Here is a 25,421-nt window from a genome sequence, read left to right as displayed (position 1 = left end):
GGCGGCGATGTAGGGGGTCGGGAGGACCTACGGCAAGGCCGGTTCGTCCAGATGATGCGGCGCAGGGGTCAGAACGGGATTTTCAGACGGACCATCGCCCGATTGATCGGCCCGCCCTGCGCATCGGCCCCCTGCTCCGCCTCGGCGGAAAGTTTGGCGTTGCCAAACACCTTGACCTCGGCCTTGGGAACGCCCTTCGTGGGCACGTAGCGGTCAGGAAGCGGCCGCAACCGGAATGCCTCCTGCGGGCGCGCGCAGACGACGATCTCGTCATCCTGCCGCGGCTGATGCCCCGCGGCACACGGCCCCGTGACCTCGATCGGCTTCGGAACCACGTGCGGCTGCGGAGCGGGTGGGCCGGCGACCGTCACAACCTGAAGCATGACCATCGACATCGCCGGCATCGCGCACTCCCTGGATTTGGAAGGTGCGCGTGCATTGGGGCCGAATAAGGGCGTCCCGTCAGACGATTGCGGCGTGCGTCAGCGCAGCATCGACCGCGGCGCGCGACGCCTCGCCCGGCCATGTCATCGGCAGCCGCAGCCCGCGCGGGAATTCGGGCTTCACCCGCGACAGTGCATATTTCACCGGCCCCGGCGACGCATCGGTGAACAGCGCGACGTGGAGCGGGAAGAGCCGATCATGGAGATCGCGGGCCGTCGCATAATCGCCGTCGGCGCAGGCAGCCTGAAACGCCGCGCACAACCCCGGTGCGACATTCGCGCTGACCGAAATGCACCCCACCCCGCCATTCGCATTGAACGCAAGCGCAAGATCGTCATTGCCCGATAGCTGGCAGAAGTCTGCGCCGACGCCGGCCCGGTGCTCGCTGACGCGGGCAAGCGCGCCGCTGGCGTCCTTCACCGCAACGAAGACCTCGGGAAAGGCCGTCACGATCCGCGCCAGCGTCTCGGGCTGGATGTCCGTCACGGTACGCGCTGGCACGTTGTAGAGGACCACCGGCAGCGGCGCGTCCTTCGCCAGCGCCTCGAAATGACGAAAGATGCCCTCCTGGCTCGGGCGGTTATAGTAGGGCGGAACCATGAGCGCGGCGTCCGCCCCGCTCTCCTTCGCCAGCCGCATGTTGTCGGCCGCGACCCGCGTATCGTTCGATCCTGCGCCCGCGATCACCGGCACCCGCCCCCGCGCCTGATCGACGCAGACGCGCACGATCGCGAACTGCTCGCCTTGCGTCAGCGTCGCCGCTTCGCCGGTCGTGCCGCAGGGGACAAGCGCGCTCGACCCTTCCGCGATCTGCCATTCAATGAGGTCGCGATAGGCGGATTCGACGAAGTTGCCGTCATCGTCGAAAGGCGTGACGAGCGCCGGGATCGATCCGGAAAACATGGACTTGCAGCTCCTGCGCGCGAAAAAATGCGGCGAAAGGGGGATTTCGTTCAGGACAGATACGGGTTCGTGGGTTACTCTGTCCACATGGGCGTAACGGTAACCAGATCGAGCATTTTGGTGGGGCTGCTGGCCGGGGTAGCCGCCTCCACTCCCGCGGTTCAGGACGGGCTGGAGAAATACCGGACCCAGATGGCCAACATGTCGGCCAATCCGGCGGCGGCGCAGGCCAATAACGGCGTGATCGCGCAGGGCATCGCGCAGTGGAAGGCGGTGCAACAGACGAGCGCGCTTCCCTTCGACAGCTATTCCTCCTTCCTGATGGCGCATCCCGGCTGGCCCGCCCAGGCTGCGATCCGGCGGATGGCGGAGGGCAAGGCCACTACCGCCTCGCCGTCCAGCGCAGTCGCGTATTTCAGCCGCTTCCCGCCGATGACCGCAACCGCCGGCATCGCCTATGCCAATGCGCTGATGGCGATGGGCAATCAGAGCGCCGCTTACGAGGCCGCGCGCAGTGCCTGGCGCAAGGGTGCCCTGACCCCCGCCGATGAAGCGGCGGCGCTGGCGCGCTTCGGCAGCGCGTTCACCCCCGAAATCCACGACACGCGGATGGATTCGCTGCTGTGGCAGAACCAGACGGGCGCGGCGCAGCGCCAGCTCGCCTATGTCAGCCCGCAGCGGCGCGCGCTGTTCGCGGCCCGGCTCGCGTTTCGGATGAACACCCCCGATGCGTCGCAGCTCGGCGACATCGCAATGACGCAGGGCCTTGGCGATGCCGGTTACATTGCCGACCGCGCGACATGGCTGCGCAATTCGGGCGCGTCGCCAAGCGCGCGCAGCTGGCTCGCGCGCACCCGCACGCTCACCACGCGCCCGGGCAATGTCGAGAAATTCTACGAAGTGCTGCTGACCAACGCGCGCGCCGCGGCGGCCGATGGCCAGTGGCAGAACGCCTATGACATCGCGCGGCAGATCGACGACGCCTATCCCGCCGGCACCGATGTATCGGCGCAGGGTTATGGCGAGCGCGACGACTATACCAGCCTCGCCTGGCTTGCGGGTCAGGCGGCGATGAAGCTCGGCCGGCCGGCGGACGCGATGACGATGTACGATCGCTACGGTCGTGCCGCCCTCGCGCCGACGACGAAGGCGAAGGGCTTCTACTGGGCCGGACGCGCGGCGGAGAGCGCGGGGCGGCAATCGGACGCGCAGGCGTTTCTCGCACGCGCCGGCGGCTATCGCGACAATTTCTACGGACAGCTGTCGAACGAAAGGCTCGGCCGCGCGCTCACCGCGCCGCCGGCGTTCCAGCCGCGCGCGGTATCGCAGGCGCAGCGCAGCACCTTCTACAACAGCGAGGTCGTGCGCGCGGCGCAGATGCTGGGCACGATCGGCGACTGGCAGACGCAGAGCGCGTTCGTGCGGCAGATCGCGAACGACGCTACAACCGACGACGATCATGTCCTTGCTACCGAGCTTGCCGGCACGCTCGACAGGCCCGATCTGGGCGTGATGGTCGGGCGCAGCGCGATGCAGAACGGCTTTACGGACTACAGCGCGGCGGGGTTTCCGACGGTCGCGATTCCCGCCAGCTTCGGCGATCAATGGACGATGATCCACGCGATCGCGCGGCAGGAAAGCCAGTTCGACCGGGCGGCTGTGAGCTCGGCCGGCGCGCGCGGGCTCCTTCAGCTGATGCCGGGGACGGCACGCGAGCAGGCGGGCAAGCTCGGCCTAGGCTACAATCCCGCCTCGCTGACGACCGACACCGGCTACAACATCCAGCTCGGCTCCAGCTACTTCCAGCGCATCTTCAACATGTATGGCAGCTACCCGCTCGCCATCGCGGCCTATAATGCTGGCCCCGGCAACGTGAACAAGTGGCTGGCCGCGAACGGCGATCCGCGCACCGGCGGCACCGACATGGTCGACTGGATCGAGGCGATCCCGTTCATGGAGACGAAAAACTACGTCCAGCGCGTGCTGGAAAATGCGGTCGTCTATGACCTCATCAACCCGCAGCGTGCGAAGAGCCGCGGACCGGCGAACCTCAGCTGGTATCTGGGCAAGAACCGGCCGGGTTGAATTGATGTGTTCCCGCGACGGCGGGAACCCAGACTGGACCCCCGCCTTCGCGGGGGTAGATTGGGTTTGGATGGACCGCCCGAACTACATCACGCCCGCCGGCTATGCTGCGCTTCGCACCGAATATGAGCGGCTCTTCGCCACCGAGCGCCCTGCACTTGTCGAGACGATCGCCTGGGCGGCTGGCAATGGCGATCGATCGGAGAATGGCGACTATATCTACGGCCGCAAGCGCCTGCGCGAGATCGACCGGCGGCTCGGCTGGCTTTCGAAGCGGATGAAGGCGGCGAAGGTCGTCGATCCCGCGCGAGCCGGCGACCGCGACCGCGCGTTCTTCGGCGCGACCGTCACGATCGTCGATGAGGACGACCGCGAGCGGGTGCTGACGCTGGTCGGCAACGACGAAGCGGACGCGGGCAAAGGCCGGATCGGCTGGGACTCGCCGCTCGCGCGAGCATTGCGCGGGGCCGCGATCGGCGACGTGCGGCGCGTGATGCTGCCGGCGGGCGAACGCGACTATGAGGTGCTGGCGATCCGCTATCCCTGATCCTCCCCTGGACGGGAAGGTGGCAGCGCGCAGCGCTGACGGAGGGGTAGCATCCTCTCCATAGCGCGACACCCCTCCACCAGCTTCGCTGGTCCCCCTCTCCTTGCAGGGGAGGATTAGCCAACGCTCAAATCTCGACCTGGCTGCCCAGTTCGACCACGCGGTTCGTCGGCAGCCGGAAGAACTCCATCGCGCTTTCCGCATTGCGCAGCATCCACGCGAACAGCTTCTCGCGCCAGATCGACATGCCGGGGCGCTCCGCCGGCAGCAGCGTCTGGCGGGACAGGAAGAAGCTGGTGTCCATCATCTTGAACGCCGCGCCACACTCGCCGAACGTCTTGAGGCATGCCGGCACGTCGGGCTCCTCCATGAAGCCATAGCGCAGGATCAGACGGTGAAAGCCCTGCCCCAGATCCTCGTGCTTGAAGCGGTCGGCATCGGGAAAATACGGACTGTCGACGACCTTCACGGTCAGCAGGATGATGCGCTCGTGAAGGACGCGGTTGTGCTTCAGATTGTGCAGCAGCGCGTGGGGCACGCCGTCCGGCGACGACGTCATGAACACAGCCGTGCCCGGCACCCGCGTCGCGGCGTTGGCAGCGGATTCGATGAAGATCTTGATCGGCATTGCTCCGTCGCGCATCCGCGCGATCATCAGCTTGCGCCCCTTCGACCACGTAGTCAGGAAGGTGAAGATGATGAGGCCGATGAGCAGCGGGAACCAGCCGCCCGCGGGCACCTTGGTAAGGTTCGCCGCGAGATACGCGCCGTCCACGATGAAGAACAGCGTCAGGATCGGGATCGCCGCCCATTTCGGCCAGTGCCACAGGCGGAACAGCAGCACGCCGAGCAGGCAGGTATCGATCGTCATCGCACCGTTCACCGCGATGCCGTAGGCCGAGGTGAGGTTCGACGAGGTGCGGAAGAACAGGACGAGGATGATGACCATCGTCATCAGCACCCAGTTCACGATCGGGATGTAGATCTGCCCGACCGTCGCGGCGCTGGTGTGCGCGATCCTGAGGCGCGGCATGAAGCCGAGCTGGATCGCCTGGTGGGTGACCGAGAAGGCGCCCGATATCACCGCCTGGCTGGCGATGACCGCGGCCATCGTCGCCAGCGCGACCAGCGGCAGCCGCAGGCTCTCGTGCGCCAGCATGTAGAACGGGCTTTCGAGCGCCGGCATCCCCAGCCGGTAGAGCAGCGCGCCCTGCCCCATATAGTTCAGCATCAGCGCCGGCAGCACGAAGAACAGCCACGACACGCGGATCGGGTTGCGCCCGAAATGCCCCATATCGGCGTAGAGCGCTTCCGCCCCCGTCACCGCGAGGACGACCGAGCCGAGCGCGAGGAACGCGCGGACCGGATCGATGAGGAAGAACTCGACCGCATAATGCGGGGAAAGCGCCCACAGGATGCCCGGCGTCTTGATGACGCTCAGCAACCCGAGCACCGCGATGACCGCGAAGTAGATGAGCATGACGGGTCCGAAGAACAGCCCGACCTTGTTCGTCCCGCTCTTCTGGATGGTGAAGAGTGCGACGAGGATCACGAGCGCGATCGGCAGGACGAGCCCGCTGAACGCCGGCGCGGCGACCGCGAGACCTTCCACCGCCGACAATACCGACACCGCAGGGGTAATCATGCTGTCGCCGTAGAACAGCGCGGTCGCGAAGACGCCGAGCACGATGATCCCCGACGACCAGCGCCGCGTCTTCGTCTTGCCGGACACGAGCGCCAGAAGCGCGAGGCTCCCGCCCTCCCCCTTGTTATCCGCGCGCATGATGATCGACACGTATTTCAGCGTGACCACGATCATCATAGACCAGAACATCAGGCTGACGACGCCCATGATATGCGCCGGGTCGAGCGCGAGCTTGTGGTGCCCTGCGAAGGTTTCGCGAAACGCATAGAGCGGGCTGGTGCCGATATCGCCGAAAACGACACCGACGGCCCCCACCGCGAGCTTCAGCAGCCCGTCATGGTGTCCGTGCGCGCCGTGCCCTGCATCGTCGGGCGACGATGCGGGCGGCGAGTCGACGATGGATGTGTCGGTCACAAGACGGTCGAAACGTCCGAACGTGCGTCAGGATCACGCATTATCGCTTGAAGCCCCTCATCGCGAAGGCGGCGCCCCTAGCACGGGCTTACGAGCACGGCAATCACGACCGCATTGGGGGAGTTATGAACGGCTGATGACTTCGCGGATGACGAAGTGCGATGCCAGCCGCGTGACCCCGGGGAGCTGGGCGAGAATTTCGCGGTGCACGCGCTCGTAGCTGTCGTCGCGGGTCACCTCGACGTGCAGGATATAGTCCGCCTCCCCGCTCATCAGATAGCATTCGCGGATTTCCGGACAGCCGACGATTTCGCGTTCGAATGCGACCATCGTCTCCTGCCGCTGATCGCGCAGCGTCACGTTGACCATGACGATCGTGGGGTCGCCCCGCGCCGATTTGGACAGCACCGCACGGTAGCCCTCGATCAGCCCGCGCGCGCGAAGCTGGCTGACCCGGCGATGCGCCGCGCTCGCCGACAGCCCCACCGCCTCGCCGATCGCCGCGCTCGTCAGATCGGCATCGCGGGTCAGGAGCGCGAGAATCCGGGCTTCGATCTGATCGGGCATTTCGTGCGGATAGCGCACATTATCTGCAAATTCTTCCAGATTCGGCCGCGATTTGGTGCGATCTTTGCCAGCCTCTCGCGTGTCCTACGGGCTAAGAGCGGATCAAACGAGAGGAGAATAGTCATGAAGATCGGCATTCCGAAGGAAATCAAGAATCACGAATACCGCGTCGGGCTCACCCCGCCCTCGGTCGCGGAGCTGACAGCGGCTGGCCACGAGGTCTTCGTAGAGACAAAGGCGGGTTCGGGCATCGACTTCGACGATTCGGACTATGTCGAGGCGGGCGCGACGATCCTGCCCGATCCTGCCGCAGTGTTCGCCGCAGCCGAGTTGATCGTGAAGGTCAAGGAGCCGCAGGCCAGTGAGATCGCGCTGCTCGAACCGCGCCACCTGCTCTTCACCTATCTTCACCTCGCCGCCGACAAGCCGCAGGCCGAAGGGCTGATGAAGTCCGGCGCGACGTGTATCGCCTATGAAACCGTCACCTCGCCGCGCGGTGGCCTGCCACTCCTGAAGCCGATGTCCGAAGTTGCCGGCCGCATGGCGGTGCAGGTCGGCGCGCATTATCTCGAAAAGGAGCAGGGCGGCCGCGGCGTGTTGCTCGGCGGCGTCCCCGGCGTTGCGCCGGCGAAGGTCGCGATTCTCGGCGGCGGGATCTCGGGCGTGAACGCCGCACAGATGGCGGTCGGAATGCGCGCCGACGTCACGATCTACGATATCTCGAACGATCGTCTCGCCGAACTCGACATGTTCTTCTCGAGCCAGATCAAGACCGCCTACGCCTCCAAGGCAGCGATCGCGGCGGCGGTGAAGAGCGCGAGCCTGGTCATCGGCGCCGTGCTGATCCCGGGCGCGGCGGCGCCCAAGCTCGTCACGCGCGACATGCTGAAAACGATGAAGCGCGGATCGGTGCTCGTCGATATCGCGATCGATCAGGGCGGCTGCTTCGAGACGAGCCACGCGACCACGCACGAGGATCCCGTGTTCGAGATCGACGGCGTGATCCATTACTGCGTCGCCAACATGCCGGGCGCGGTCGCGCGCACCTCGGCGTTCGCGCTCAACAATGCGACGCTGCCCTTCGCGCTGCGTCTCGCCAACATGGGGGCCGAGGCCGCGATGAAGGCCGACGCGCATCTCGCCAACGGCCTGAATGTCTCGGGCGGCAAGATCCGCCACCGCGCGGTCGCCGAGGCGCTGGACCTGCCGTTCAACGCCTGGATCGCCTGAACGGAACATTGATGGAACATGCGGCGTTGGGGGCTTTCGAAAGGAAGTCCCCGATGACCGATCATGCGAACCCCAAGACCGAGCCCTTCTCGAACGCGGAGAAGGATCCCGACGACTGGACCACCGGCGACGAAGCGATGACCGGGGCGCAGGCGAGTTACCTCAAGACCCTCAGCGAAGAGGCTCGCGAGCCGTTCGACGATACGCTGACCAAAGCCGATGCATCGAAGCGGATCGACAAGTTGCAGGCCGCGACCGGCCGCGGGCAGTAATCAGCGGGGCGGCGGCTGCGATGTGGCTGCCGCCATCGCCAGCAGCTGGTCGAGTACGACGAGCCGCCCCGCGACCTCGGCACGATAGGGCGCCTCGCGCGGAGTCAACGCCAGCGCCCTTGCCCACCAGAAGCGCCCCTCACGGAACTGCCCCGCCTTGATATAGGCCGTCCCCAGGAAGAAACGCGGCGCCGGATGATCCGGCGACAGGCGCATCGCCTGCTGGAACGCGAACAGCGCAGGCGGCGAGACTTCGTCTCCGTCATGCTGCGCCATCGTCATGCCGAGCGCGGTCCACAGCGCGAGACTGTCGGGGTATTTGCGGATGCCGCCAAGGATGACCGCGGTCGCCGATCCGAGGTCGCCGGAGCGGATCATCGCGTCCGACGCGACGATATAGGCGGTGTCGCCCGCATAACGCCCGATCATCGCATCGCGTAGCGCGGTCATCGTGGGATCGACGTCGATCGGCTCGGCGTTGGCGGCAACCGGCTGTCCCGGCGTCGTCGGTCGCCCCTGCCAGGCATAGCCCGCCGCGCCGAGCATCAGCGCTGCGCCAGCGAACGACCATAGCGGGCGCGAAAGCCCGGCGCGCCACAGCACCGCGAAGATCACGCACCCGATCAGCGCCATCCACGCATAGCCCATCAGCGCGCCCTCCGCCGGAAGCTGACCCGCGCGATCAGCAGCCCGATCAGCAGCAGCGCGAGCGGCGCGATCCACAAAGGCGCGGTGACCCCCGACAGCGGCGGATCATAGGTGACGTAATCGCCGTAACGCTCGATCAGCCAATTGCGGATCGCGGCGGGCTGCTCCCCCTTCGCGATCCGTTCGCGGACGAGCGCGCGCATCTGTCCGGCCATGTCGGCATTGCTGTCCGCAATCGCCTGCCCCTGACAGACGAGGCAGCGCAGTTCCTCCATCAGCGCGCGGGCCTGCGCTTCCTTCGCGGGATCGGCGAGCTGCGTGTTGGCAAAGTGCGCGGGCGGCAGCGTGGTGTCCGCGGCCACCGGTGCTGCGATGAGAGCGATCGTGAGGGCCAAGCGCCGCATCACTGAGCGTCCCGGACGGCCGCGATGATCGCGGGCACGTCGTCGGCACGGATATCACCGACATGCTGCAGGACGATCCGCCCCTTGCCGTCCACCACGAACGACTCGGGCACGCCCGACGAGCCGAGCGACAGCTGGACGCGGGCGTTGCGATCGTCGCCGATCGACGCATAGGGGTCGCCGTAGCGGGCGAGGAAATCCGCCACGTCCGCCGGCTTGTCGCGGATCGCGAGGCCGTCGATCGTAATGCCCGCCTGCTTCAGCGCCATCAGCTGCGGCGATTCGGCAGCACAGGGGACGCACCAGCTGGCAAAGACATTCACCAGCCTTGGACTGCCGCTCGCGAGCCGGGCAGGTTCATAGCCCAGCTTTCCCGGAATCGCCGCGGGCAGCGTGATCGCCGGCATCGGCTTGCCGATCATCGCCGATCGCACGGTGCGGTCCTGCGGCTTCCAAAGCGCATAGCCGACAACCGCGAAAAGCAGCGCCGCGCCGAGCAGGGGGAGCCACACGACCCAGCGCTTCATGCCGCCCATCCCGCATGCATCTCGCGCACGACGGCGCGGCGCTCACGGCGGACCCGCCCGAGCAGCGACAGGGCGCCACCCAGCGCGATGAACACACCGCCCAGCCAGATCAGCGTCACGAACGGCTTCCACCACAGCCGCAACTGCCAGCGCCCCGCGCCGTCGCTCTGGCCGAGCACGGTGTAAAGCTGGCCATCGAGCCGGGTCGCGATCGCGCTTTCGCTCGTCGTCGTCACCGGCGACGCGAAGAACCGCGATTGCGGGCGCAGGATGACGACCGCGCCTTCATCGCGCCGCGCGGTCAGGCGCGCCTCCAGCGCGGACCAGTTCTCGCCGACGACCGGGCTGATCCCGTCGAGCGTCACCGACCACGGCCCCACCCGTTGCGGCTCACCGACGCCGACAGAAACGAGCGTTTCCTTGGTGAACGCGCTGTCGCTCGCCATGCCAGCGAGGCTCACCGCGATGCCGAGATGCGCCAGCACCATGCCCCAGGTGAACAGCGGCGTCCTGCGCAGATCGCGCTTCCACAGCGGCGCAACGCTGCCCGCCGCAAGGGCTGCGGCGAAGCCCAGCCCGAGCAACGGCAAAAGGTTGATCCCGCCGGTTCCGAGAAACACGGCGACAATCGTGAACAATCCAACCGCGATCGGCACGGTGATCCGCGAAAGCAGATCCTGCGCATCGTCCCGCCGCCAGCGGATGAGTGGCCCCACCACCATGAACGCAACGAGCGCGAGCGCGACCGGCCCCGCCGCCTTGTTGAAGAAGGGCGGCCCGACCGAGAGCTGCACGCCGAAGCCAGCCGCAACGATCGGGTAGAGCGTGCCGATCAGCACGACCCCGAGGATCACCGACAGCAGCAGATTGTTCGCGACGAGTCCGCCCTCTCGGCTGACCAGCTCGAAGGTCGATCCGGCCCGGACGGTCCCGATGCGCAGCGCGAAGAGCACCAGCGCGCCCCCGATATAGATGGCGAGCAGCGCGAGGATGAACGCGCCGCGCTTCGGGTCGACCGCAAAGGCGTGGACGCTCGTCAGGATACCCGACCGGACAAGGAAGGTGCCGATCATCGACATGGAAAAGGCGACGACCGCGAGCATCACCGTCCATGCCCGCAGGCCGTCACGCGTCGCGAGGACGGTGACCGAATGCAGGAGCGCGGTCGCCGCAAGCCAGGGCATCAGCGACGCGTTCTCGACCGGATCCCAGAACCACCAGCCGCCCCAGCCAAGCTCGTAATAGGCCCAGTAGGAGCCCGCGGTGATGCCGAGCGTAAGGAAAATCCACGCGCCCAGCACCCAGGGCCGCATCGCGCGGGCGAACGCCGGCCCCACATCGCGCGTCACGAGCGCACCGACGGCGAAGCTGAACGCGACCGACAGCCCGACATAGCCGATGTAGAGGGTCGGCGGATGGAAGGCGAGGCCGGGGTCCTGCAGCAGCGGGTTGAGTCCGGCCCCGTCGGGGGGTGCAGGGATAGCACGCGCAAACGGATTCGAGGCGAAAAGCAGGAAGGCGTAGAAGCCGAGCGCGATCAGCGCCTGCCCGCCCAGCGTCGCGATCAGCGTGTCGTCACGCAGCCGCCGCTCAAGGAGCGCAACCGCACCGCCGGCGATCCCCAGGATCGTGACCCAGAGCAGCATCGACCCTTCATGGTTTCCCCATGCGCCTGCAATCTTGTAGATTAGCGGCTTGTCCGAATGGCTGTTGTTGGCGACGAGCGCGACCGACATATCCGATCGCACGAACACGGTGATGAGGAGCAGCATGGCGAGCGCGGCCAGCACGCCCTGCACGACCGCGACGGGACGCACCGCCGCCCGCACGTCGGCCTGCCCACGCCGCAACCCCACGAAAGCAAGCGCGAGTTGCAGCGCGGCGAGCGCGCCTGCGAACCACAAGATGGCGAGCCCGGCTTCGGCGATCATTGCTGCAGCGTCTTCGTCTCGTGCATCTTGCCGGCGAGTTCGGGCGGCATGTATTTCTCGTCATGCTTCGCCAGCAGGTTCGTCGCGGTAAAGCTGCCATCCGGGCGGAACTGCCCTTCCGCGACCACCCCCGATCTCTCGCGGAACAGGTCGGGCGTGATCCCGGCATAGCTGACCGGCACGGTCGCCTTGCCGTCGGTCACGACGAAATGCACCGTCACACCGTCCGCAGCGCGCTTGACAGACCCGCCCTCGACCATGCCGCCCAGCCGCACCGCACGACCCAGCGGGGGCGCCCCGTGCAGGTCCGACGGGGCGTAGAAGAACGCCGCCTGATCCTTCAGCCCCGACAGCGCGAGGAATCCTGCCCCCACGATCGCAGCGATGGCGAGCGCGGCGAGCGTCAGCCGCTGATGCTTCGCCTTCATCGCTCGGCCTTCCGCATCTGGGCATAGCTCACGATCGCAAGCGCGACCGCGCCGATGAGCGTGACGGCATAGGCCGCTGCGACGAACAGCCACTGACTCATGCGGTCGCCATCCTGCGCATCCGCGCCTCGGCGCGCTGCACCGCGAGCATCGCGCGCATCCGCATCAGCACGACGGCGCCGAAGAACAGGGTGAACCCGCCGAGCATGAAGGGCAGCGGCCACAGGATCGAACGGTCGATGGTCGAACTCGTCAGCCCGATGCTCGGCCCCTGGTGCAGCGTGTTCCACCAGATCACCGAATAGCGGATGATCGGCAGCAGCACGCTGCCCGCGATCCCGAAAATCGCCGCGATGCGCCCATCACCGCCACGCTCCTGCTCCGCGCGCGCAAGCGCCATGTAGCCGAGATAGACGAAGAACAGCAGCAGCATCGACGTCAGCCGCCCGTCCCATTGCCACCACGTTCCCCAGGTCGGCCGCCCCCAGATCGATCCGGTGACCAGGCACAGCGCAGCGAAGACCGCGCCCGGCAACGCGATCGCGCGCGCCGCAATCGATGCGAGCGGGTGGCGCCAGACGAGATAGGCGATGCTGGAAATCGCGATCCCGCTCCATCCGCCCATGCCGAGCCAGGCGGCGGAAACATGGATTGGCAGGATGCGCACGGTATCGCCCTGCAGATAGTCCGGCGGGATACGCAGCAACGCGCCCCAGCAGCCGATCGCGATGAGCAGCACGCCGCCCCAGAACAGCACGGGCGTCAGCGGCCGTGCGATTTTCAGGAAACGGGCCGGATTGGCGAAGGCGTGGAGAGCGGGCACTGACGTGAGGGTTACGTCAAATTTTCGCACCCGTCACCACGACTTTTGACGGCTCAGGCGCGCCCGATCAGTCGCCTGGCGATGCCGTCCGCAACCTCGGACGCAGGCCGTCCGGTCGCTTCGCTTTCGTCCCACACTTCGTTGAGGCGATCGGGGATGCGCGCGATTCGCGCCATGACCTCTGCCTCGTCGCCCTGGCCGAGATATTCGAGGCCCACGTTGATGATGCCGCCGGCGTTGATGACGTAATCGGGCGCATAGACGATGCCGCGTTCGTGCACGCGCCGTCCGTCGTCGCGCACCGCGAGCTGGTTGTTCGCGCCGCCTGCGACGACCTTCGCCTTCAACTGGCCGATCGTCGCCTCGTCGAGGATCGCACCAAGCGCGTTCGGGCTGACGAGATCGGTATCGATCGTCAGGATTTCGTCGGCAGCCGCCGTCTTCGCGCCGAGCTCGGCCGCAAGCGCTTCCGGCTTCGCTGCGTTCACGTCCGCCAGCGTCAGGTCCGCGCCGTCCCTGGCAAGCAGGCGCGCGAGCCCGCCCCCGACCGAGCCGACGCCCTGGATCGCGACCCGCACGCCCTTCATGTCGTCCGTGCCGAGCCCGCGCTTCGCGGCGGCCTTCACACCCAGATACACGCCGTGCGCGGTGTATGGCCCGGGATCGCCGCCGGCGGCGCCGCTGGTCACCGGCAGGCCGGAGACATATTTCGTCTGGCCCGCGATGACCTTCATCGAGGCTTCGGACATGCCGACATCCTCGGCCGTCACATAGCGCCCGCCGAGCGATTCGACCGCGCGGCCGAACGCCTCGAGCTGCGCGTGGCTGATCGCGGCGCCCGGCTTGTCGGCCAGCACGACGCCCTTGCCGCCGCCCAGCTCCAGCCCCGCCATCGCATTCTTGAAGCTCATGCCCCGCGACAGGCGCAGCGCGTCGGTGATCGCGCGGTCGCTGTCGGCATAGTGCCAGAACCGCACCCCGCCGGCCGCCGGTCCGAGCGCCGTCGAATGGACTGCAATCACCGCCTGCAAACCCGATGCGGGGTCAGTGAAGAGATGGACGCCCTCATGGTCGTCGAAGTCGGGAAAGCCCCAGCCGGTGGTCATGCTAATTCCGGGCAAAAAGGATGGGGCGACCGACGGGACTTGAACCCGCAACTTCCGGCATCACAAGCCGGCGCTCTAACCAATTGAACTACGGTCGCCACAGAAGGCGCGGCCCTAGCGGGCAGCGGGGCCGGTGGTCAACCCTATCAGAAGCGTCCCTCGATCGAAAGCTGATAGCCAGAGGCCGTCTGCCCGAACCCGGCCATCGCCAGCTTTGCCGCGGCGGCAGGATCACTGGGGGCAAGCGTCAGTTCGGCACGGTAACGGCCATCCTGCCACATGCGCAGCGCGACCCCCTCGCCCCCGCCTTGGCTGCCGAGCGGGAGATACAGCGCGCCGCCATCGCAGCGCGCGGTCCCGGCGAGTGACCCCGGCACCGCGACGCCCGCGAAATCGCCCGCGAGCACGGCGCGCACCCGGCCCTCCGCATGGTCGCAATTGCCGTCGACGAAGCGCACCGTGACGTCGTCGAGATCGAGCAACGTCACCGGCACCGGCGCGAAGACGCGGCCGACCGGCAAGGCGCCAGTCACATCGTCGAGGCCAAGGCTGTGCCGCGTAAGCCCGATCGCGCCCGTCAGCGCCCTTTCCTGACCGCCCGCCTGCCCCGCCAGATCGATCCGCGCGCGGCCGACGAGAAGCTGCAGCGGCGACAGGCCAGCGCGCAGATCGCCCAGCGCGACGTCGCCGAACCGCGCCTCGGTCAGGCGCCCATCCCACACGCTGCCGCTCACCTTGCGCGCCGTGAATCCGGCAGTATCGAGCCCGACCCAGCCAAGCGCGAGGCGCATCGGCAGGAAGACGAGGAGGAAAAGCACCAGCAGCGCGGCGAAGATCGCACCCGGCCCGCTCGCGAGACGAATGCGGCTCATGCGCGCGCCTTCAACGTCATGCGGACGCCCACCGTCTGATCGGTGTTCGGTGTCACCGCGAGATCATCGACGAGGATTCCCTGCGCTTCGAGCGAGGCGACCCAGGCGAAGAACGCCGCCGGCCGCGCGGTCGCGATCGTCAGCCGGACGCTGCCCGGCGAATCGGCATCGAGGCTCGCGAGCGCAAAGCCTGCTTCGTCCGCGCGCATCCTGACCGTTTCGGCGAGCGATCCCGACAGCGGCACGGCGCCCAGCTTCTGCGCCCGCTTCACCGCATCGACCCGCGCGCGCGTCGAGGCCAGCCGCAGCACGGCGTCGTCGTAGCGCTCGCGCGACGAGGCCAGCCCGTCGCTGACCGGGCGGATGATCCCAGCCCATAGGATGACGACCGCAAGGAGCGCGAGCATCGCCAGAATCATTCGCCGCTCGCGCAGCGAACGCGCATTGAACCAGGTGCCAAGACCCGTCACGGCAGCGCCACCGTCAGCTCTCCCGTGATCCGTCCGCCCGCCGAGGTGAAGGGACTCGGCCGCACGGTAAAGCCGGCCTGTTCGATCCGCTGGACCACCGCGTTCGCCTCCGCCTGTCCGGGCGCGGACAAGGTCACGCGCAGATCGCCGTTCGTGTCGAAATTGAGCGCCGTCACCTCCGCCCCCGCCACGGCCTGCACCGCAGAGAAGACGACCGCCGCGGTCGTGCCGAACCCGGCGCCCGGCCCGCGCAGCGCCGACAGGCGCGTGTCGAGTTCGCGATTCGCATCGTTCACTACGGCACCGCGCGGCAGGCCCTGGCGCGCCAGCGAATCGGCCTCGGCCTCCACCGCATCCGCACCGAAACTGTATTTGGCGATTCGCACCAGATCGATCGCGAGCGTCACCAGCAGTGCGGCGCCGGCCAGCACCGCGAGCCGCCGGACCAGCTTCCAGTCGATGCCGATCCGGCGACGCCGCGCGAACGGCCCCTGACGCAGATCCAGCGCCGGCAATTCGCTCGCCGCGACGATCGCCGCCTCGACCGTGTCGCGGTCGAGTGTCGCAGGGGCATGATCGCCAGTCACCAGTGCGGTGACCCGGTCCTCGTCCGCAAAACCGGCGGTCGCACCGCGGACCACCGCCTGCCCGCCGATATCGGCGCGGACATACCCTTCCTCCGGGCGCGGCAGCAGCATCGGCGCGGGGATGATCGCCGCCGGGTCGAGCGCCATGCGCGCCATCGCCTCCAGCCACTCGCGCATCCGCGTGGTCGCGACCACGCCGATCGGGCGGTCTTCGCTGGCTTCGCGACCGACCGCGACATGCAGCGAATCGATCGGCGCGGCACTCGCGTCGCCCGCGAGGATGCGTGCAGCGGCCACGGCTTGCGCGGTCGATCGGTCAGGCAGGGTCGCCCAGTGCAGCGTCACCGCGTCCGCCGGGGCAACGGCCACGATTTCGACATCGCCGAAGTCACCCTCCGGCATCGCTTCCCCGCGCGCGACGACCGCACCGTCCGCCACGCGCAGCCAGCGCCAGGGCGAATCGGGGGGCGGCAGAAAAAGGACGAGGCGGTCGCTCATAAGTCTTCGCCCCATTGCCGCCGAACCAGCTGCGCGGGAAGAGCCGTCGCATCGATCAGCCCATGTTCTTCAAGATCGCTGCCGCCGAACCGCACATCGATACGCAGCGCGAACCAGCGCGAGGTCACATCGGCCTGCGCCTGTGCGTCGCCCGGCGACTTGCCCGCCAAAGCCGGTGCCGTCCAGAAATTGGCGGCACTGTCCCACCCTTGCGGCGGCCGGCGCAGGAGGATCGCCCGCGCGCCCTCCACCCCCATCGTGTCGGGGAACAGCATCGCGAAAAGCGGCGCCTGTTCGGGCGTCATCGTGTTGACGTTCAGGGTCGAAGGCCTTGCTTGCGGCAGCGCGCAGATCCACGGACGGACCGCGGCATAGACTTCGGGCGAGACGCCCGCGACCGCGCGCAGTTCGGTGGCATCCGCCATCAACGTGCCCGCCGTGCGATACCCCGGGTCGAGCCCCGCATAGGCGCCGTCCTCCGCGCCGCCCGGCAAGACGCTGTCGTCGCTGTCGATCCAGTCCGCCGTCGCCGCCGCGATCGCCTGCCCGTTGGCGTTGACCCCGACCAGCCGCAGCAGCCGCGCGAATTGCGTCACCATCGCCGGATTGGCGACATAGAGGTCGTTCTGCTTCGTCACGAGGCTGTTGAGGTTGAAGCAATTGCCGCCGTCATGCACCCGCGCGGTGGCGGTGCCCCCCGGCAGCGGCAGTACATAGGGGCGGTCGCTCCAGCCGCCCGCCAGCGTCACCCGACTGGGATCGCGTCCCAGGAGGTCGGTCACCTTGGTCACCGCGAGCGTCTCCGCTGCCATCGCGAGCGACCGACCCTGGCTGATCGCCCCGGCATTGGTCGCGAGGCGGGTCGATACCCGCAATTTCTCCAGAGTCGTCGCCGCAACGACCGAGATGATCGCGACGAGCAGCAGCACCGTCAGCAGCGCCGCGCCGCGCTCGCTTTGTGGATGCTCACGCCGGGGGTGCATTGGCGGGCGCCTCCCCCGGTCGCGGCCGACGATGCGTGCCGACCACGAAGACCATGCGGTAACGCTGGCCGTCCCTGCGCACGACGACCAGTTCCGCAGCGTCGGGCAGGGCAGGGCCGGTGGCGCCGTCCCACCGGTCGCTCCACGCACCGGCATAGCGGTAGCGCAGCGCCATCTGCGTCACATCGTCCAGCATCGCGGTTGCCGGCAGCGGCTCGGCGCCATCGACGAACGGCCATGCGACGCGCTCGAGGACGGTTCCGTTCAGCCGGTAAGCAACCGTCTGCAGGCTGGACCGCGGTGCCGCGTCGATATTCGTCCAGCCATCGCGCACCATCCGGACTGCCGCGCCCTCGCCCGTTTCTGCCCCCACAAAGGCTGGCCCCGATGCCCCGCCGCGATCGCGCGAACGGCGATCCACCGCCTGCGCAAAATCGGCCATCATGGCGGACGAGAGCCGGACGATCGCAGTCGTCTCGTCGATCTTGGCGGCCGTCACGCCTTGCGCGCGGACGCTGAACGACAGCAGCGCAACACCGGCCGCCGCCAGCATCCCGAAGATGAGAAGCGAGACCATGACCTCGACGAGGGTGAAGCCGTTGGAGAGCACTCCTCCCCTCCCTGGAAGCGAGGGGTCGGGGGTGGGTGGGTTACCGCGAGCGCACCGGCTGGGGCGGCCAACCCACCCCCAGCCTCTCCCCTTCAGGGAGGGGAGGCCGATTGAGAAAATCCCAGCCTTCATCACGACGCCACATCCGGCGGACGGACCATCGTCAGTTGCGCCGCCTGCCGCCCCGACTGGTCGCGCACCGTCACGTCGATCCGCACGATCCGCTGATCCCCCGTAGCCGCGACATTGCGCGTCCAGCGCCACTGGCGCTTGCCGTTCGCCTCGACCCCGCTCGACGCGCCGAGCGTGGGCGCGCGCGCATCGGCTACCGCGTCGATCGCGACGTTGCGCGCGACGATCTGCGCCATCACCGTTTCATCGACCGTCCCCGCAGAGCGTATCGCCGCGCCTTCAAGCCGGATCAGCGCCATCGCCGCAAGGCTGAACACAGCCAGCGCAACCATGATCTCGATCAGCGTAAAGCCCGCATCCGGACGCCTATCGATCGACACGCACGCCTCCGTCCGCACCGATCGAGACGCTTGTCCGCACCCGGTCGCGGAGCATCGGCACCGTCAGCCCGCGGTCGGCAGTGCCGGTCGGATCGAACGTCACGCGTGCGCGTCCGGGCACCGTCACCACCGTGCCCTCATTCCAGCGCTCGACCCTCAGCGGCTTGTCCGCCATCGCCACCCATTGCCCGCTTTGCCGTGTATCGAAGCCGTAGCCGCCCGGCGTCACCCACACGCTCACCGGATGCGCCTCCACCACCGCCACGTCGCGCGCCGCCTTCACCCTGAGCGCAAAGCGCGCCGCCTCATCGGCGAGCCGCCCGCGCGGATCGGGCATGGCGAGCACCGCCGCAGCGGATGCCAGCCCGATAATCGTGATGACGACCATCAGCTCGACAAGCGTGAAGCCACTTTCGCGCTTGCGCGAAAGTGTCCCCGCGCAGGCGGGGACCCAGGACGAGACAGCCCTATTGCCAGGAGCCGATATCGGCATCGATCCCCTCGCCGCCTTCCTTGCCGTCGGCGCCATAGGTCCAGACATCCGCCGCGCCGTGCTGGCCGGGCGAGGCATAGAGATACGCGCGGCCCCACGGGTCGTTCGGCAGCTTCTTCAGATAGCCGCCCGCCTGATATTTGCTCGCATCCGCTCCCGCCGGCACGCTGGTAAGCGCCGCGAGGCCCTGCGTCGTCGTCGGGTAGTTCGAGTTCTGGAGCCGGTACATCTCCAGCCCCTGCTCGATCGTCGCGATATCGGCCTTCGCCTTCTCCACCCGCGCCTTGTCGCCCGATGGCAGCACGTTGAGCGCCACGATCGTCGCGAGCAGGCCGATGATGACGATCACCACCATCAGCTCGACCAGGGTAAATCCCTCTTCGGTCTTCCGGCGCGTCTTCTGGTCTTGGGTACGCATCATAACCTCATTGTCCGGCAAGCGTGTTGAGCTGGAGGATCGGCAGCAGGATCGATAGCACGATCGTCGCGACGATCCCGCCCATGACGACGATGATCGCCGGTTCCAGCAGCGAGAGCGCGGTCGCGGTGAAGCGATCGAACTCCTTTTCGAGATAATCCGCCCCGCGCTCCAGCATCTCGTCGAGCCTACCCGCGGCCTCGCCGCTCGCAGCCAGATACGTCAGCAGCGGCGGAAAGACGGCGGTGCGGCGCATCGCAGCCGACAGGCTGCCCCCTTTTCGGATCGCATCGGTGATCTCGTCGGACGCCAACCGCAGCCGCCGGTTGTGGATCGTGCTCGCGGTCAGCGTCAGTCCTTCGAGCAGCGGCAACCGGCTCGCGACCATCGTGCCGAGGGTGCGCGCCATCCGCGCCGCGTGCAGATCGCGCAACAGCCGCCCGAGTAGCGGAATTCGCAGCAGCCAGCTATCGAACGACAGCCGGATCGCTGGCTGTTTCAGCGCCTGCCACGCCCCGACCCCGATCAGCGCCGCGGCCAGCAGCATCGCCCACCACCAGTGGACCAGCAGGTCCGATAGCCCGATCACGAGCCGGGTCAACAGCGGCAGCGCCTGCCCGACGGTGTCGAACTGCTCGACCACCTGCGGCACGACGAACATCATCAGCGCAGTGACGACGCCTAGCGCGACGATTGCGAGGATCGCCGGATAGGCCATCGCGGTGATGAGCTTGCCGCGGATTTCCGATTGCCGTTCGAGCAGCACCGAAAGCCGCTCGAGGATCGTCGGCAGCGTGCCAGAGCTCTCCCCCGCCGCGACCATCGCGCGGTAGAGCGGTGGAAAGCTCTTCGGCTCGCGCGCCATCGCGTCCGCCAGCCGCCGCCCTTCGACGACGCCGGCATGGACCGTGGATACGATCGCGCGGACGCTTTCCTGCTCGGTCTGGCGCGTGATCGTGCGCAGCGATTCTTCCAGCGGCGAGACACGGTTGAGCGTCGCGAGCTGGCGGGTGAAGAGCGTCAGCTGCTTGGCCGACATCTTCGCGCGGCCGAGTTGCAGCCCGAACAGCGGCCGGCCCTTGGTGGCGGGCGCCGAACCGGGTTCGATCCGCACGACGTAAAGGCGCTTGCGATCGAGCGTGCTGCGCGCCGCATCGATGCTGTCGGCGGCGACATGTCCGCGCGTCTCGTTGCCGCGGGTGTCGATCGCGAGGTAATCGAAGTCAGGCAAGTCTCCCCTCCCTGAAAGGGAGGGGGTGGGGGTGGGCTCGCCGGGGGCCAGACGCGACGCTCCCTCGCGGACCAACCCACCCCCAACCCCTCCCTTTCAGGGAGGGGAGCAGGTCGCGCCTAAGCATCCACAACCTCCGCCACATCCATCGCATCGCGCCGCGAAACACGCACCGCTTCCTCGGCCGTCGTCTGCCCGCTCTCCACCAGCCGCCTCGCCGCATCCGCCAGTGTATCGCCGCGCGCAAACGCATGCGCCGCGATCGCGCTTTCGTCGCCGCCCTCGTTGATGAGCCGGCGGATCGTCTCATCGACGCGTACCGCCTCGAACACGCCGATCCGCCCCTTGAAGCCCGTGCGCCCGCACTGGTCGCAGCCGACCGGCTCGTACACCGTCACATCGTCCGCAATCCCGAGGAGCGCGGCGACGCCCTCCCCCGCCTTCACCGGCTTGCGGCAATTCGGGCACAGCCGCCGCACCAGCCGCTGCGCGATCACCGCGCGCAGGGTGGAGGCGAGCAGGAACGGCTCGACCTTCATGTCGCGCATCCGCGTGATCGCGCCGACCGCGTCGTTGGTGTGGACGGTGGAGAGCACCAGATGCCCGGTGAGCGATGCCTGCACCGCAATCTCGGCGGTTTCGCGGTCGCGGATTTCGCCGACCATCACCACGTCGGGGTCCTGCCGCAGGATCGCGCGCAGCCCCGCCGCGAAGGTCAGCCCGACCTTGGCGTTGACCTGCGTCTGCCCGACCCCGTCGACCGCATACTCCACCGGGTCCTCGACCGTAAGGATGTTGCGGCTGCCGTCGTTCAGCAGGCGCAGCGCCGCGTAGAGCGTCGTCGTCTTGCCGCTGCCGGTCGGGCCGGTCACCAGCACGATGCCGTTGGGCTCGTGCACCGCGCCGTCGAGCAGCGCGTGCATCGCCGGCGCCATGCCGAGCGCGTCGAGATCGATCCCCGCATTATCCTTGTCAAGAATGCGCAGAACCACGCGTTCACCCGCGCGGCTGGGGAGCGTCGAGACGCGCACGTCGAGCAGCTTGCCACCGAGCGTCAGCCCCATCCGCCCGTCCTGCGGCACGCGGCGTTCGGCGATGTCGAGCCGCGCCATCACCTTCACACGGCTTACGACCACGGGCGCGACATGCGGCGGCATCCGGAGCGTCTCGCGCAGCACCCCGTCGATCCGCATCCGCACGACGAGGCCGCTTTCGTAGGGCTCGATATGAATATCCGACACGCCGTTGCGCGCCGCGTCCGCGATCACGCCGTTGATGAGCCGGATCGCCGGCGCATCGTCGGCGGTGTCGAGCAGGTCCTCCGCAGTCGGCAGATCGCCCGCGAGACTGTCCAGCTCGTCGCCCATCCCGACTGCGGCGAGCGCGTTTGCCTGGCCGTCCATCGCATAGGCATCCGACAACAGCCGATCGAACGCCGTCGCCTCCACGAAGGTGACGTCGAACGGGCGTTCGAGAAAGCGGCGCACCTCGATCAGCACCTTGGGATCGGCCCCGTCGCGCATCGCGACGCGCTCGCCGTCGAGCACCACGCCGAACTTGCGCGCAAAGATATAGGGGAGGATCGGCAACGGATGCGCGAGGACCGGCTCAGCCGCGGCCGCCCCCTCTTCGTCCACCACGGAACCCGGCCGGATCATCATTGCTTCCGCCGCTTCACCCGCACGGTGCTCGTCGTCGTGACGATCGGCACGTTGACCCGCGGGTCCTCGATATTGCCTGGCAACGGTGCCGAGGGGATCGGCGGTGCTGCGCCCATATAGTTGCGGATCAACTCGTCGATCGTCGGCTCGCGCGTCGGATCGGCCAGCCCCTGCTGAAGCCGCAGATAGCCGTAACGCTGCTCGGTGATCTTGCGGCTGTCATCGGCATTGCGGATGATCGTGGGACGAATGAAGATCATCAGATTGGTCTTCGTCCGCTCTTTCGCCTTCGACTTGAACAGGTTGCCGAGGACCGGGATATCGCCGAGCAGCGGAATCTTCTCGATCGTCCGGCGCTCATTATCGTCGAGCAAGCCGCTGATGACCGCGATCTGGCCGTCGTCGACGGTGCGCACCGTCTCGACCTCGCGCTTGTTGAGGATGAGGTCGCTGTTGTCGCTCGACACCGGCCCCGCGATCGAGCTGACTTCCAGACGCAGGTTCAGCTTCACCGTGCCGCTGGAATTGACCTGCGGGCGCACCGTCAGCTCGATGCCCACATTCTCGCGCTGGGTGGTGCGAAACGCATTGTCGAAATTGTTGCTGAGCGCCTGGCCGGTCGTGATCGGGATTTCCTGCCCGACCAGGCTGTGCGCTTCCTGGTTGTCCAGCGTGACGAGGTGCGGCACCTGGAGCAGGTTCGACGTCGTGTCGCTTTTCACCGCATTGATGATCGCACCGAAGATCGTGTCGCCGATCTTGGTCCCGAACCCGCCGAACCCGCCGCTGCTCGAAAGGATCGACTGGATCGCCGACTGTGCGAGCTGATCGCTGATGGTCGTATCGGTGCCCGTCGTCGTCACGTTGCCATTGGTCGTGGTCGTCGTCGTGGCCAGCGACCGCGCGCCGATCGCGCCGGCGATCTGGAGAATGTTGGGCGCCGAATTGCTGAACGTCGATGCCGCGAACGCGCCGCCGCTCAGGTTGCCAAGCAGGAACTGCGCGCCCAGTCGCCGCACGGTGGAATCCGAAACTTCGGCAACGATCGCCTCGACCAGCACCTGCTCGCGCCGCGTGTCGAGCTGGCGGATCACTTCGGTCAATTGCCGCTGAATATCGGCAGGCGCCGCGATGACGATCGCGTTCGCGCCCGCAAATCGCGTGACGACCGCCGCGGTGCGCCCGCCCTGCGTCGTGATCGCGGCTTGTGCGGGAGCATTGCCGGTCTGCGGCGTCGCCTGCGGCTGCGGCTGGTTGCGCTGCGACCCGAAGGTCTGGCCGGCGCCATTGCTGCCGTTCGTCCCGTTCGATCCGAAATTCGACTGCGACAGCGCCTGCTCCGGCACCGCATCGGGCTGCTGCCCGACAAGCTGCTGGAGCACCGGCAGCAGCTGCCCGGCATCGGCATTCTCGAGGAACACGACCTTGATCTCGGTGCCGCTCTTGGCCTTCTGGTCGAGTTCCAGCGCCACCTGCGCGAGCCGCGCGACCGACGACGGATCACCCCTGAGCGCAACCGAATTGGAGCTGTCGATCGCGACGACCGACACGCCGCCCGCCGCCGCGGGCTGCCCCGGCGCACCGCCCCCAGCGCCACCGAGCGACTGGAGCGCGGCCGCGATTTCCTTGGCATTGGCGTTCTTCAGCGCAACCACCCGCGTCGCGTTGCCGTCCGCGTCGATCTTGCGCAGCACCTCGCGGATGCGGCGGATATTGTCGGCGAAATCGACGACGACCAGCGAATTCCCGCCGCGGTTCGCGGTCACCGATCCTTGCGCGCTCACCAGCGGGCGCACCGTGTCGACAGCGCTCTGCGCATCGATCGCGCGCAGCCGGACGATCTCGGTCACGAAGCTGTTCCGCGCCGCCCCCGCCACGCCGACGCGGCTCGGCTGGCTCGCGGCGTTATCGATCGGCTGCACCCGCAGCGCGCCGTTGCCGGTCGGCACCGCGACCAGCCCGTTGGCGCGCAGCGTGGACAGGAAGACCTCGAAATATTCGGAGCGGCTGAGCGGCCGGTCGGTGACGACCGTCACCTTCCCCTGCACGCGCGCGTCGATGATGAAGGTCCGCCCCGTCACCTTGGCGGCATCGGCGATGAACGCGCGGATATCGGCGTCTCGCACGTTGAGCGTGGTCTGCGCGATCGCAGGCGCGGCGAGTACGAGCGCGACCGCCGGAATGAGAAGGTTTCGGGTCATTGTGCCTTGATGCTGATGGCGATCGGCAGCGTCTGGCCGCCGCGTTCGACCGTGATGGAAAGCGTGCCGCCCTTTGCCATATCCGCGGCCACCCGGTCGAGGTCGCCCTGCCCGGTCACCGGGCGGCCGCCGATCGCGGTGATGATGTCGCCGTCGCGAAGCCCTGCGCTGCGGAAGGTCGCTCCGGTCCCTTGCGGCCGGACCACGAGCCCGCTGATCCGCCCGCCGTCGAGCCGCGGGATGAACCCGATATCCGACTGGAGCTGCTGCACGCTGACACCGGGGCCGCCTCCCGGCGGGGCGGACGGATCGGCCGGCAGCGGGGCAGCGGACGGTGCGCCGGCATCGGGCGAAACCGGGGTCGCGCCGCCGGACTGATCGAGGAACAGATCCTCGTCCGCGCCACCGCGATCTAGGACGACATGGTCGAACGCGACCGATTTCAGCTTCACGCCGGGGACGATCTCCTCGCCCACCGCAACGCTCTTCTGCAGCCCGTCCGGCCCAGCGATGATCGCAGACCCGCGGCCCATCGCCTCGTCGATCCGCGTGCCGAACAGCTTCAGCTGCAATGACGTGACGGTGGAAGGGCCGGCGACCTGTGCGGAGCGGAAGAAGGGATCGAAACCCTTCAGGATGTCCGCCGGCGAGCCGGGCGCACCGACCGCGGCGAGCTTCCATTCGCCGAGCGGCGATACCGGGGTCAGCACCGCCCACACCAGCCGCGCCGTCTGGAGCGCAAGCAGCGCCAGCAGCGCGAGTTCCGCCAGCGAATAGACATTGATGACCGGCACCCGCCGGAAGATGGCCCGCGTGCGGGCGTCGAACTTCAATCGCATTCGAGTGACCCGTCCCCGCGGTCCCGCGCTATGAGCGCCATGTTACAGTGGCGTTGCAGGCTTGTGTAATAT

The 25,421-nt window shown here is 67.8% G+C and carries 27 protein-coding genes and 1 tRNA gene; 4 read left to right on the top strand and 24 right to left on the bottom strand.

Annotated features, from left to right (window positions below):
* Positions 1-68 precede the first annotated feature (68 nt).
* Positions 69-404, bottom strand: a complete 336-nt coding sequence (locus BOS5A_RS05670) for a hypothetical protein (RefSeq protein WP_151954189.1) — start codon at positions 402-404, stop codon at positions 69-71.
* 58 nt (positions 405-462) lie between these two features.
* Complete coding sequence (dapA, locus tag BOS5A_RS05665) at positions 463-1,347, bottom strand: 4-hydroxy-tetrahydrodipicolinate synthase (protein ID WP_151954188.1); 885 nt, start codon at positions 1,345-1,347, stop codon at positions 463-465.
* An 87-nt stretch (positions 1,348-1,434) separates the two neighbouring features.
* Here dapA and BOS5A_RS05660 point away from each other — a divergent pair, with 87 nt between their 5' ends.
* Positions 1,435-3,432 (top strand): lytic transglycosylase domain-containing protein, encoded by a 1,998-nt coding sequence (locus BOS5A_RS05660; RefSeq protein WP_151954187.1) that lies wholly within the window; start codon positions 1,435-1,437, stop codon positions 3,430-3,432.
* Between the two features lie 70 nt (positions 3,433-3,502).
* Entirely contained in the window at positions 3,503-3,979 is a 477-nt protein-coding gene (gene greB, locus BOS5A_RS05655) for a transcription elongation factor GreB (RefSeq protein ID WP_151954186.1), read from the top strand.
* Between the two features lie 127 nt (positions 3,980-4,106).
* Here greB and BOS5A_RS05650 read toward each other — a convergent pair whose 3' ends face one another.
* Both BOS5A_RS05650 and BOS5A_RS05645 read right to left on the bottom strand, forming a co-directional pair.
* Complete coding sequence (locus BOS5A_RS05650) at positions 4,107-6,023, bottom strand: potassium transporter Kup (RefSeq protein ID WP_151954532.1); 1,917 nt, start codon at positions 6,021-6,023, stop codon at positions 4,107-4,109.
* Between the two features lie 138 nt (positions 6,024-6,161).
* On the bottom strand, positions 6,162-6,605 hold the full coding sequence (locus BOS5A_RS05645) for an Lrp/AsnC family transcriptional regulator (protein ID WP_151954185.1): 444 nt from the start codon (positions 6,603-6,605) through the stop codon (positions 6,162-6,164).
* A 123-nt stretch (positions 6,606-6,728) separates the two neighbouring features.
* Between BOS5A_RS05645 and ald the strand changes: the two genes are divergently transcribed.
* Positions 6,729-7,835 (top strand): alanine dehydrogenase, encoded by a 1,107-nt coding sequence (gene ald / locus BOS5A_RS05640; protein WP_151954184.1) that lies wholly within the window; start codon positions 6,729-6,731, stop codon positions 7,833-7,835.
* A 53-nt stretch (positions 7,836-7,888) separates the two neighbouring features.
* Positions 7,889-8,107: a DUF3072 domain-containing protein gene (locus BOS5A_RS05635; RefSeq protein WP_151954183.1), complete on the top strand. Its 219-nt coding sequence runs from the start codon at positions 7,889-7,891 to the stop codon at positions 8,105-8,107.
* Here BOS5A_RS05635 and BOS5A_RS05630 read toward each other — a convergent pair whose 3' ends face one another.
* The 20 genes from BOS5A_RS05630 to BOS5A_RS05535 form a co-directional block, all read right to left on the bottom strand.
* Positions 8,108-8,755 (bottom strand): tetratricopeptide repeat protein, encoded by a 648-nt coding sequence (locus BOS5A_RS05630; RefSeq protein ID WP_151954182.1) that lies wholly within the window; start codon positions 8,753-8,755, stop codon positions 8,108-8,110.
* Entirely contained in the window at positions 8,755-9,159 is a 405-nt protein-coding gene (locus BOS5A_RS05625) for a cytochrome c-type biogenesis protein (protein ID WP_151954181.1), read from the bottom strand. Before BOS5A_RS05625 ends, BOS5A_RS05630 begins: the two co-directional genes overlap by 1 nt.
* Positions 9,159-9,686 (bottom strand): redoxin family protein, encoded by a 528-nt coding sequence (locus BOS5A_RS05620; RefSeq protein ID WP_151954180.1) that lies wholly within the window; start codon positions 9,684-9,686, stop codon positions 9,159-9,161. The genes BOS5A_RS05625 and BOS5A_RS05620 overlap by 1 nt, the downstream gene beginning before the upstream one ends.
* A complete protein-coding gene (locus BOS5A_RS05615) occupies positions 9,683-11,617 on the bottom strand; it encodes a heme lyase CcmF/NrfE family subunit (RefSeq protein ID WP_151954179.1) in 1,935 nt (644 codons plus the stop codon). The genes BOS5A_RS05620 and BOS5A_RS05615 overlap by 4 nt, the downstream gene beginning before the upstream one ends.
* Positions 11,614-12,045 (bottom strand): cytochrome c maturation protein CcmE, encoded by a 432-nt coding sequence (gene ccmE / locus BOS5A_RS05610; protein ID WP_151954178.1) that lies wholly within the window; start codon positions 12,043-12,045, stop codon positions 11,614-11,616. The genes BOS5A_RS05615 and ccmE overlap by 4 nt, the downstream gene beginning before the upstream one ends.
* Positions 12,046-12,142: 97 nt before the next feature.
* Positions 12,143-12,868, bottom strand: a complete 726-nt coding sequence (ccmC, locus tag BOS5A_RS05605) for a heme ABC transporter permease CcmC (RefSeq protein ID WP_151954177.1) — start codon at positions 12,866-12,868, stop codon at positions 12,143-12,145.
* 53 nt (positions 12,869-12,921) lie between these two features.
* On the bottom strand, positions 12,922-13,974 hold the full coding sequence (locus BOS5A_RS05600) for a Glu/Leu/Phe/Val family dehydrogenase (protein ID WP_151954176.1): 1,053 nt from the start codon (positions 13,972-13,974) through the stop codon (positions 12,922-12,924).
* 21 nt (positions 13,975-13,995) lie between these two features.
* A tRNA-His gene (locus BOS5A_RS05595) sits at positions 13,996-14,072 on the bottom strand.
* Between the two features lie 48 nt (positions 14,073-14,120).
* Positions 14,121-14,846, bottom strand: a complete 726-nt coding sequence (gspN, locus tag BOS5A_RS05590; protein ID WP_151954175.1) for a type II secretion system protein N — start codon at positions 14,844-14,846, stop codon at positions 14,121-14,123.
* Complete coding sequence (gene gspM, locus BOS5A_RS05585) at positions 14,843-15,316, bottom strand: type II secretion system protein GspM (RefSeq protein WP_151954174.1); 474 nt, start codon at positions 15,314-15,316, stop codon at positions 14,843-14,845. The genes gspN and gspM overlap by 4 nt, the downstream gene beginning before the upstream one ends.
* Positions 15,313-16,401: a type II secretion system protein GspL gene (gene gspL / locus BOS5A_RS05580; protein WP_151954173.1), complete on the bottom strand. Its 1,089-nt coding sequence runs from the start codon at positions 16,399-16,401 to the stop codon at positions 15,313-15,315. Before gspL ends, gspM begins: the two co-directional genes overlap by 4 nt.
* Complete coding sequence (gspK, locus tag BOS5A_RS05575) at positions 16,398-17,384, bottom strand: type II secretion system minor pseudopilin GspK (RefSeq protein WP_151954172.1); 987 nt, start codon at positions 17,382-17,384, stop codon at positions 16,398-16,400. Before gspK ends, gspL begins: the two co-directional genes overlap by 4 nt.
* Positions 17,368-17,994 carry a type II secretion system minor pseudopilin GspJ gene (gene gspJ / locus BOS5A_RS05570; RefSeq protein ID WP_234419220.1) on the bottom strand — a complete coding sequence of 209 codons (627 nt, stop codon included), beginning with the start codon at positions 17,992-17,994 and terminating at the stop codon, positions 17,368-17,370. Before gspJ ends, gspK begins: the two co-directional genes overlap by 17 nt.
* Positions 17,995-18,125: 131 nt before the next feature.
* On the bottom strand, positions 18,126-18,506 hold the full coding sequence (gene gspI, locus BOS5A_RS05565; protein ID WP_267903812.1) for a type II secretion system minor pseudopilin GspI: 381 nt from the start codon (positions 18,504-18,506) through the stop codon (positions 18,126-18,128).
* On the bottom strand, positions 18,493-18,999 hold the full coding sequence (locus BOS5A_RS05560; RefSeq protein WP_151954170.1) for a GspH/FimT family pseudopilin: 507 nt from the start codon (positions 18,997-18,999) through the stop codon (positions 18,493-18,495). The genes gspI and BOS5A_RS05560 overlap by 14 nt, the downstream gene beginning before the upstream one ends.
* Positions 18,974-19,417, bottom strand: coding sequence for a type II secretion system major pseudopilin GspG (gspG, locus tag BOS5A_RS05555; protein WP_151954169.1), 444 nt, complete (start codon positions 19,415-19,417; stop codon positions 18,974-18,976). Before gspG ends, BOS5A_RS05560 begins: the two co-directional genes overlap by 26 nt.
* Positions 19,418-19,424: 7 nt before the next feature.
* Positions 19,425-20,648 carry a type II secretion system inner membrane protein GspF gene (gene gspF, locus BOS5A_RS05550; protein ID WP_151954168.1) on the bottom strand — a complete coding sequence of 408 codons (1,224 nt, stop codon included), beginning with the start codon at positions 20,646-20,648 and terminating at the stop codon, positions 19,425-19,427.
* A gap of 119 nt (positions 20,649-20,767) precedes the next feature.
* Positions 20,768-22,309 (bottom strand): GspE/PulE family protein, encoded by a 1,542-nt coding sequence (locus BOS5A_RS05545; protein WP_442800500.1) that lies wholly within the window; start codon positions 22,307-22,309, stop codon positions 20,768-20,770.
* Positions 22,306-24,510 carry a type II secretion system secretin GspD gene (gene gspD, locus BOS5A_RS05540; RefSeq protein ID WP_151954166.1) on the bottom strand — a complete coding sequence of 735 codons (2,205 nt, stop codon included), beginning with the start codon at positions 24,508-24,510 and terminating at the stop codon, positions 22,306-22,308. The genes BOS5A_RS05545 and gspD overlap by 4 nt, the downstream gene beginning before the upstream one ends.
* Entirely contained in the window at positions 24,507-25,349 is an 843-nt protein-coding gene (locus BOS5A_RS05535; RefSeq protein WP_151954165.1) for a type II secretion system protein N, read from the bottom strand. The genes gspD and BOS5A_RS05535 overlap by 4 nt, the downstream gene beginning before the upstream one ends.
* Between the last annotated feature and the right edge of the window lie 72 nt (positions 25,350-25,421).

The sequence above is a fragment of the Sphingomonas sp. EC-HK361 genome (assembly GCF_902498785.1).
Classification (GTDB): domain Bacteria; phylum Pseudomonadota; class Alphaproteobacteria; order Sphingomonadales; family Sphingomonadaceae; genus Sphingomonas.
This window is presented reverse-complemented; position numbering and strand designations above follow the sequence as displayed.

Bases quoted from the DNA above. Each gene is read 5' to 3' on its own strand.
- BOS5A_RS05670 (WP_151954189.1), bottom strand. From the start codon at position 404: ATGCCGGCGATGTCGATGGTCATGCTTCAGGTTGTGACGGTCGCCGGC.
- dapA (WP_151954188.1), bottom strand. From the start codon at position 1,347: ATGTTTTCCGGATCGATCCCGGCGCTCGTCACGCCTTTCGACGATGAC.
- BOS5A_RS05660 (WP_151954187.1), top strand. From the start codon at position 1,435: ATGGGCGTAACGGTAACCAGATCGAGCATTTTGGTGGGGCTGCTGGCC.
- greB (WP_151954186.1), top strand. From the start codon at position 3,503: ATGGACCGCCCGAACTACATCACGCCCGCCGGCTATGCTGCGCTTCGC.
- BOS5A_RS05645 (WP_151954185.1), bottom strand. From the start codon at position 6,605: ATGCCCGATCAGATCGAAGCCCGGATTCTCGCGCTCCTGACCCGCGAT.
- ald (WP_151954184.1), top strand. From the start codon at position 6,729: ATGAAGATCGGCATTCCGAAGGAAATCAAGAATCACGAATACCGCGTC.
- BOS5A_RS05635 (WP_151954183.1), top strand. From the start codon at position 7,889: ATGACCGATCATGCGAACCCCAAGACCGAGCCCTTCTCGAACGCGGAG.
- BOS5A_RS05630 (WP_151954182.1), bottom strand. From the start codon at position 8,755: ATGGGCTATGCGTGGATGGCGCTGATCGGGTGCGTGATCTTCGCGGTG.
- BOS5A_RS05625 (WP_151954181.1), bottom strand. From the start codon at position 9,159: ATGCGGCGCTTGGCCCTCACGATCGCTCTCATCGCAGCACCGGTGGCC.
- BOS5A_RS05620 (WP_151954180.1), bottom strand. From the start codon at position 9,686: ATGAAGCGCTGGGTCGTGTGGCTCCCCCTGCTCGGCGCGGCGCTGCTT.
- BOS5A_RS05615 (WP_151954179.1), bottom strand. From the start codon at position 11,617: ATGATCGCCGAAGCCGGGCTCGCCATCTTGTGGTTCGCAGGCGCGCTC.
- ccmE (WP_151954178.1), bottom strand. From the start codon at position 12,045: ATGAAGGCGAAGCATCAGCGGCTGACGCTCGCCGCGCTCGCCATCGCT.
- BOS5A_RS05600 (WP_151954176.1), bottom strand. From the start codon at position 13,974: ATGACCACCGGCTGGGGCTTTCCCGACTTCGACGACCATGAGGGCGTC.
- gspN (WP_151954175.1), bottom strand. From the start codon at position 14,846: ATGAGCCGCATTCGTCTCGCGAGCGGGCCGGGTGCGATCTTCGCCGCG.
- gspL (WP_151954173.1), bottom strand. From the start codon at position 16,401: ATGAGCGACCGCCTCGTCCTTTTTCTGCCGCCCCCCGATTCGCCCTGG.
- gspK (WP_151954172.1), bottom strand. From the start codon at position 17,384: ATGCACCCCCGGCGTGAGCATCCACAAAGCGAGCGCGGCGCGGCGCTG.
- BOS5A_RS05560 (WP_151954170.1), bottom strand. From the start codon at position 18,999: ATGCCGATATCGGCTCCTGGCAATAGGGCTGTCTCGTCCTGGGTCCCC.
- gspG (WP_151954169.1), bottom strand. From the start codon at position 19,417: ATGCGTACCCAAGACCAGAAGACGCGCCGGAAGACCGAAGAGGGATTT.
- BOS5A_RS05545 (WP_442800500.1), bottom strand. From the start codon at position 22,309: ATGATGATCCGGCCGGGTTCCGTGGTGGACGAAGAGGGGGCGGCCGCG.
- gspD (WP_151954166.1), bottom strand. From the start codon at position 24,510: ATGACCCGAAACCTTCTCATTCCGGCGGTCGCGCTCGTACTCGCCGCG.
- BOS5A_RS05535 (WP_151954165.1), bottom strand. From the start codon at position 25,349: ATGCGATTGAAGTTCGACGCCCGCACGCGGGCCATCTTCCGGCGGGTG.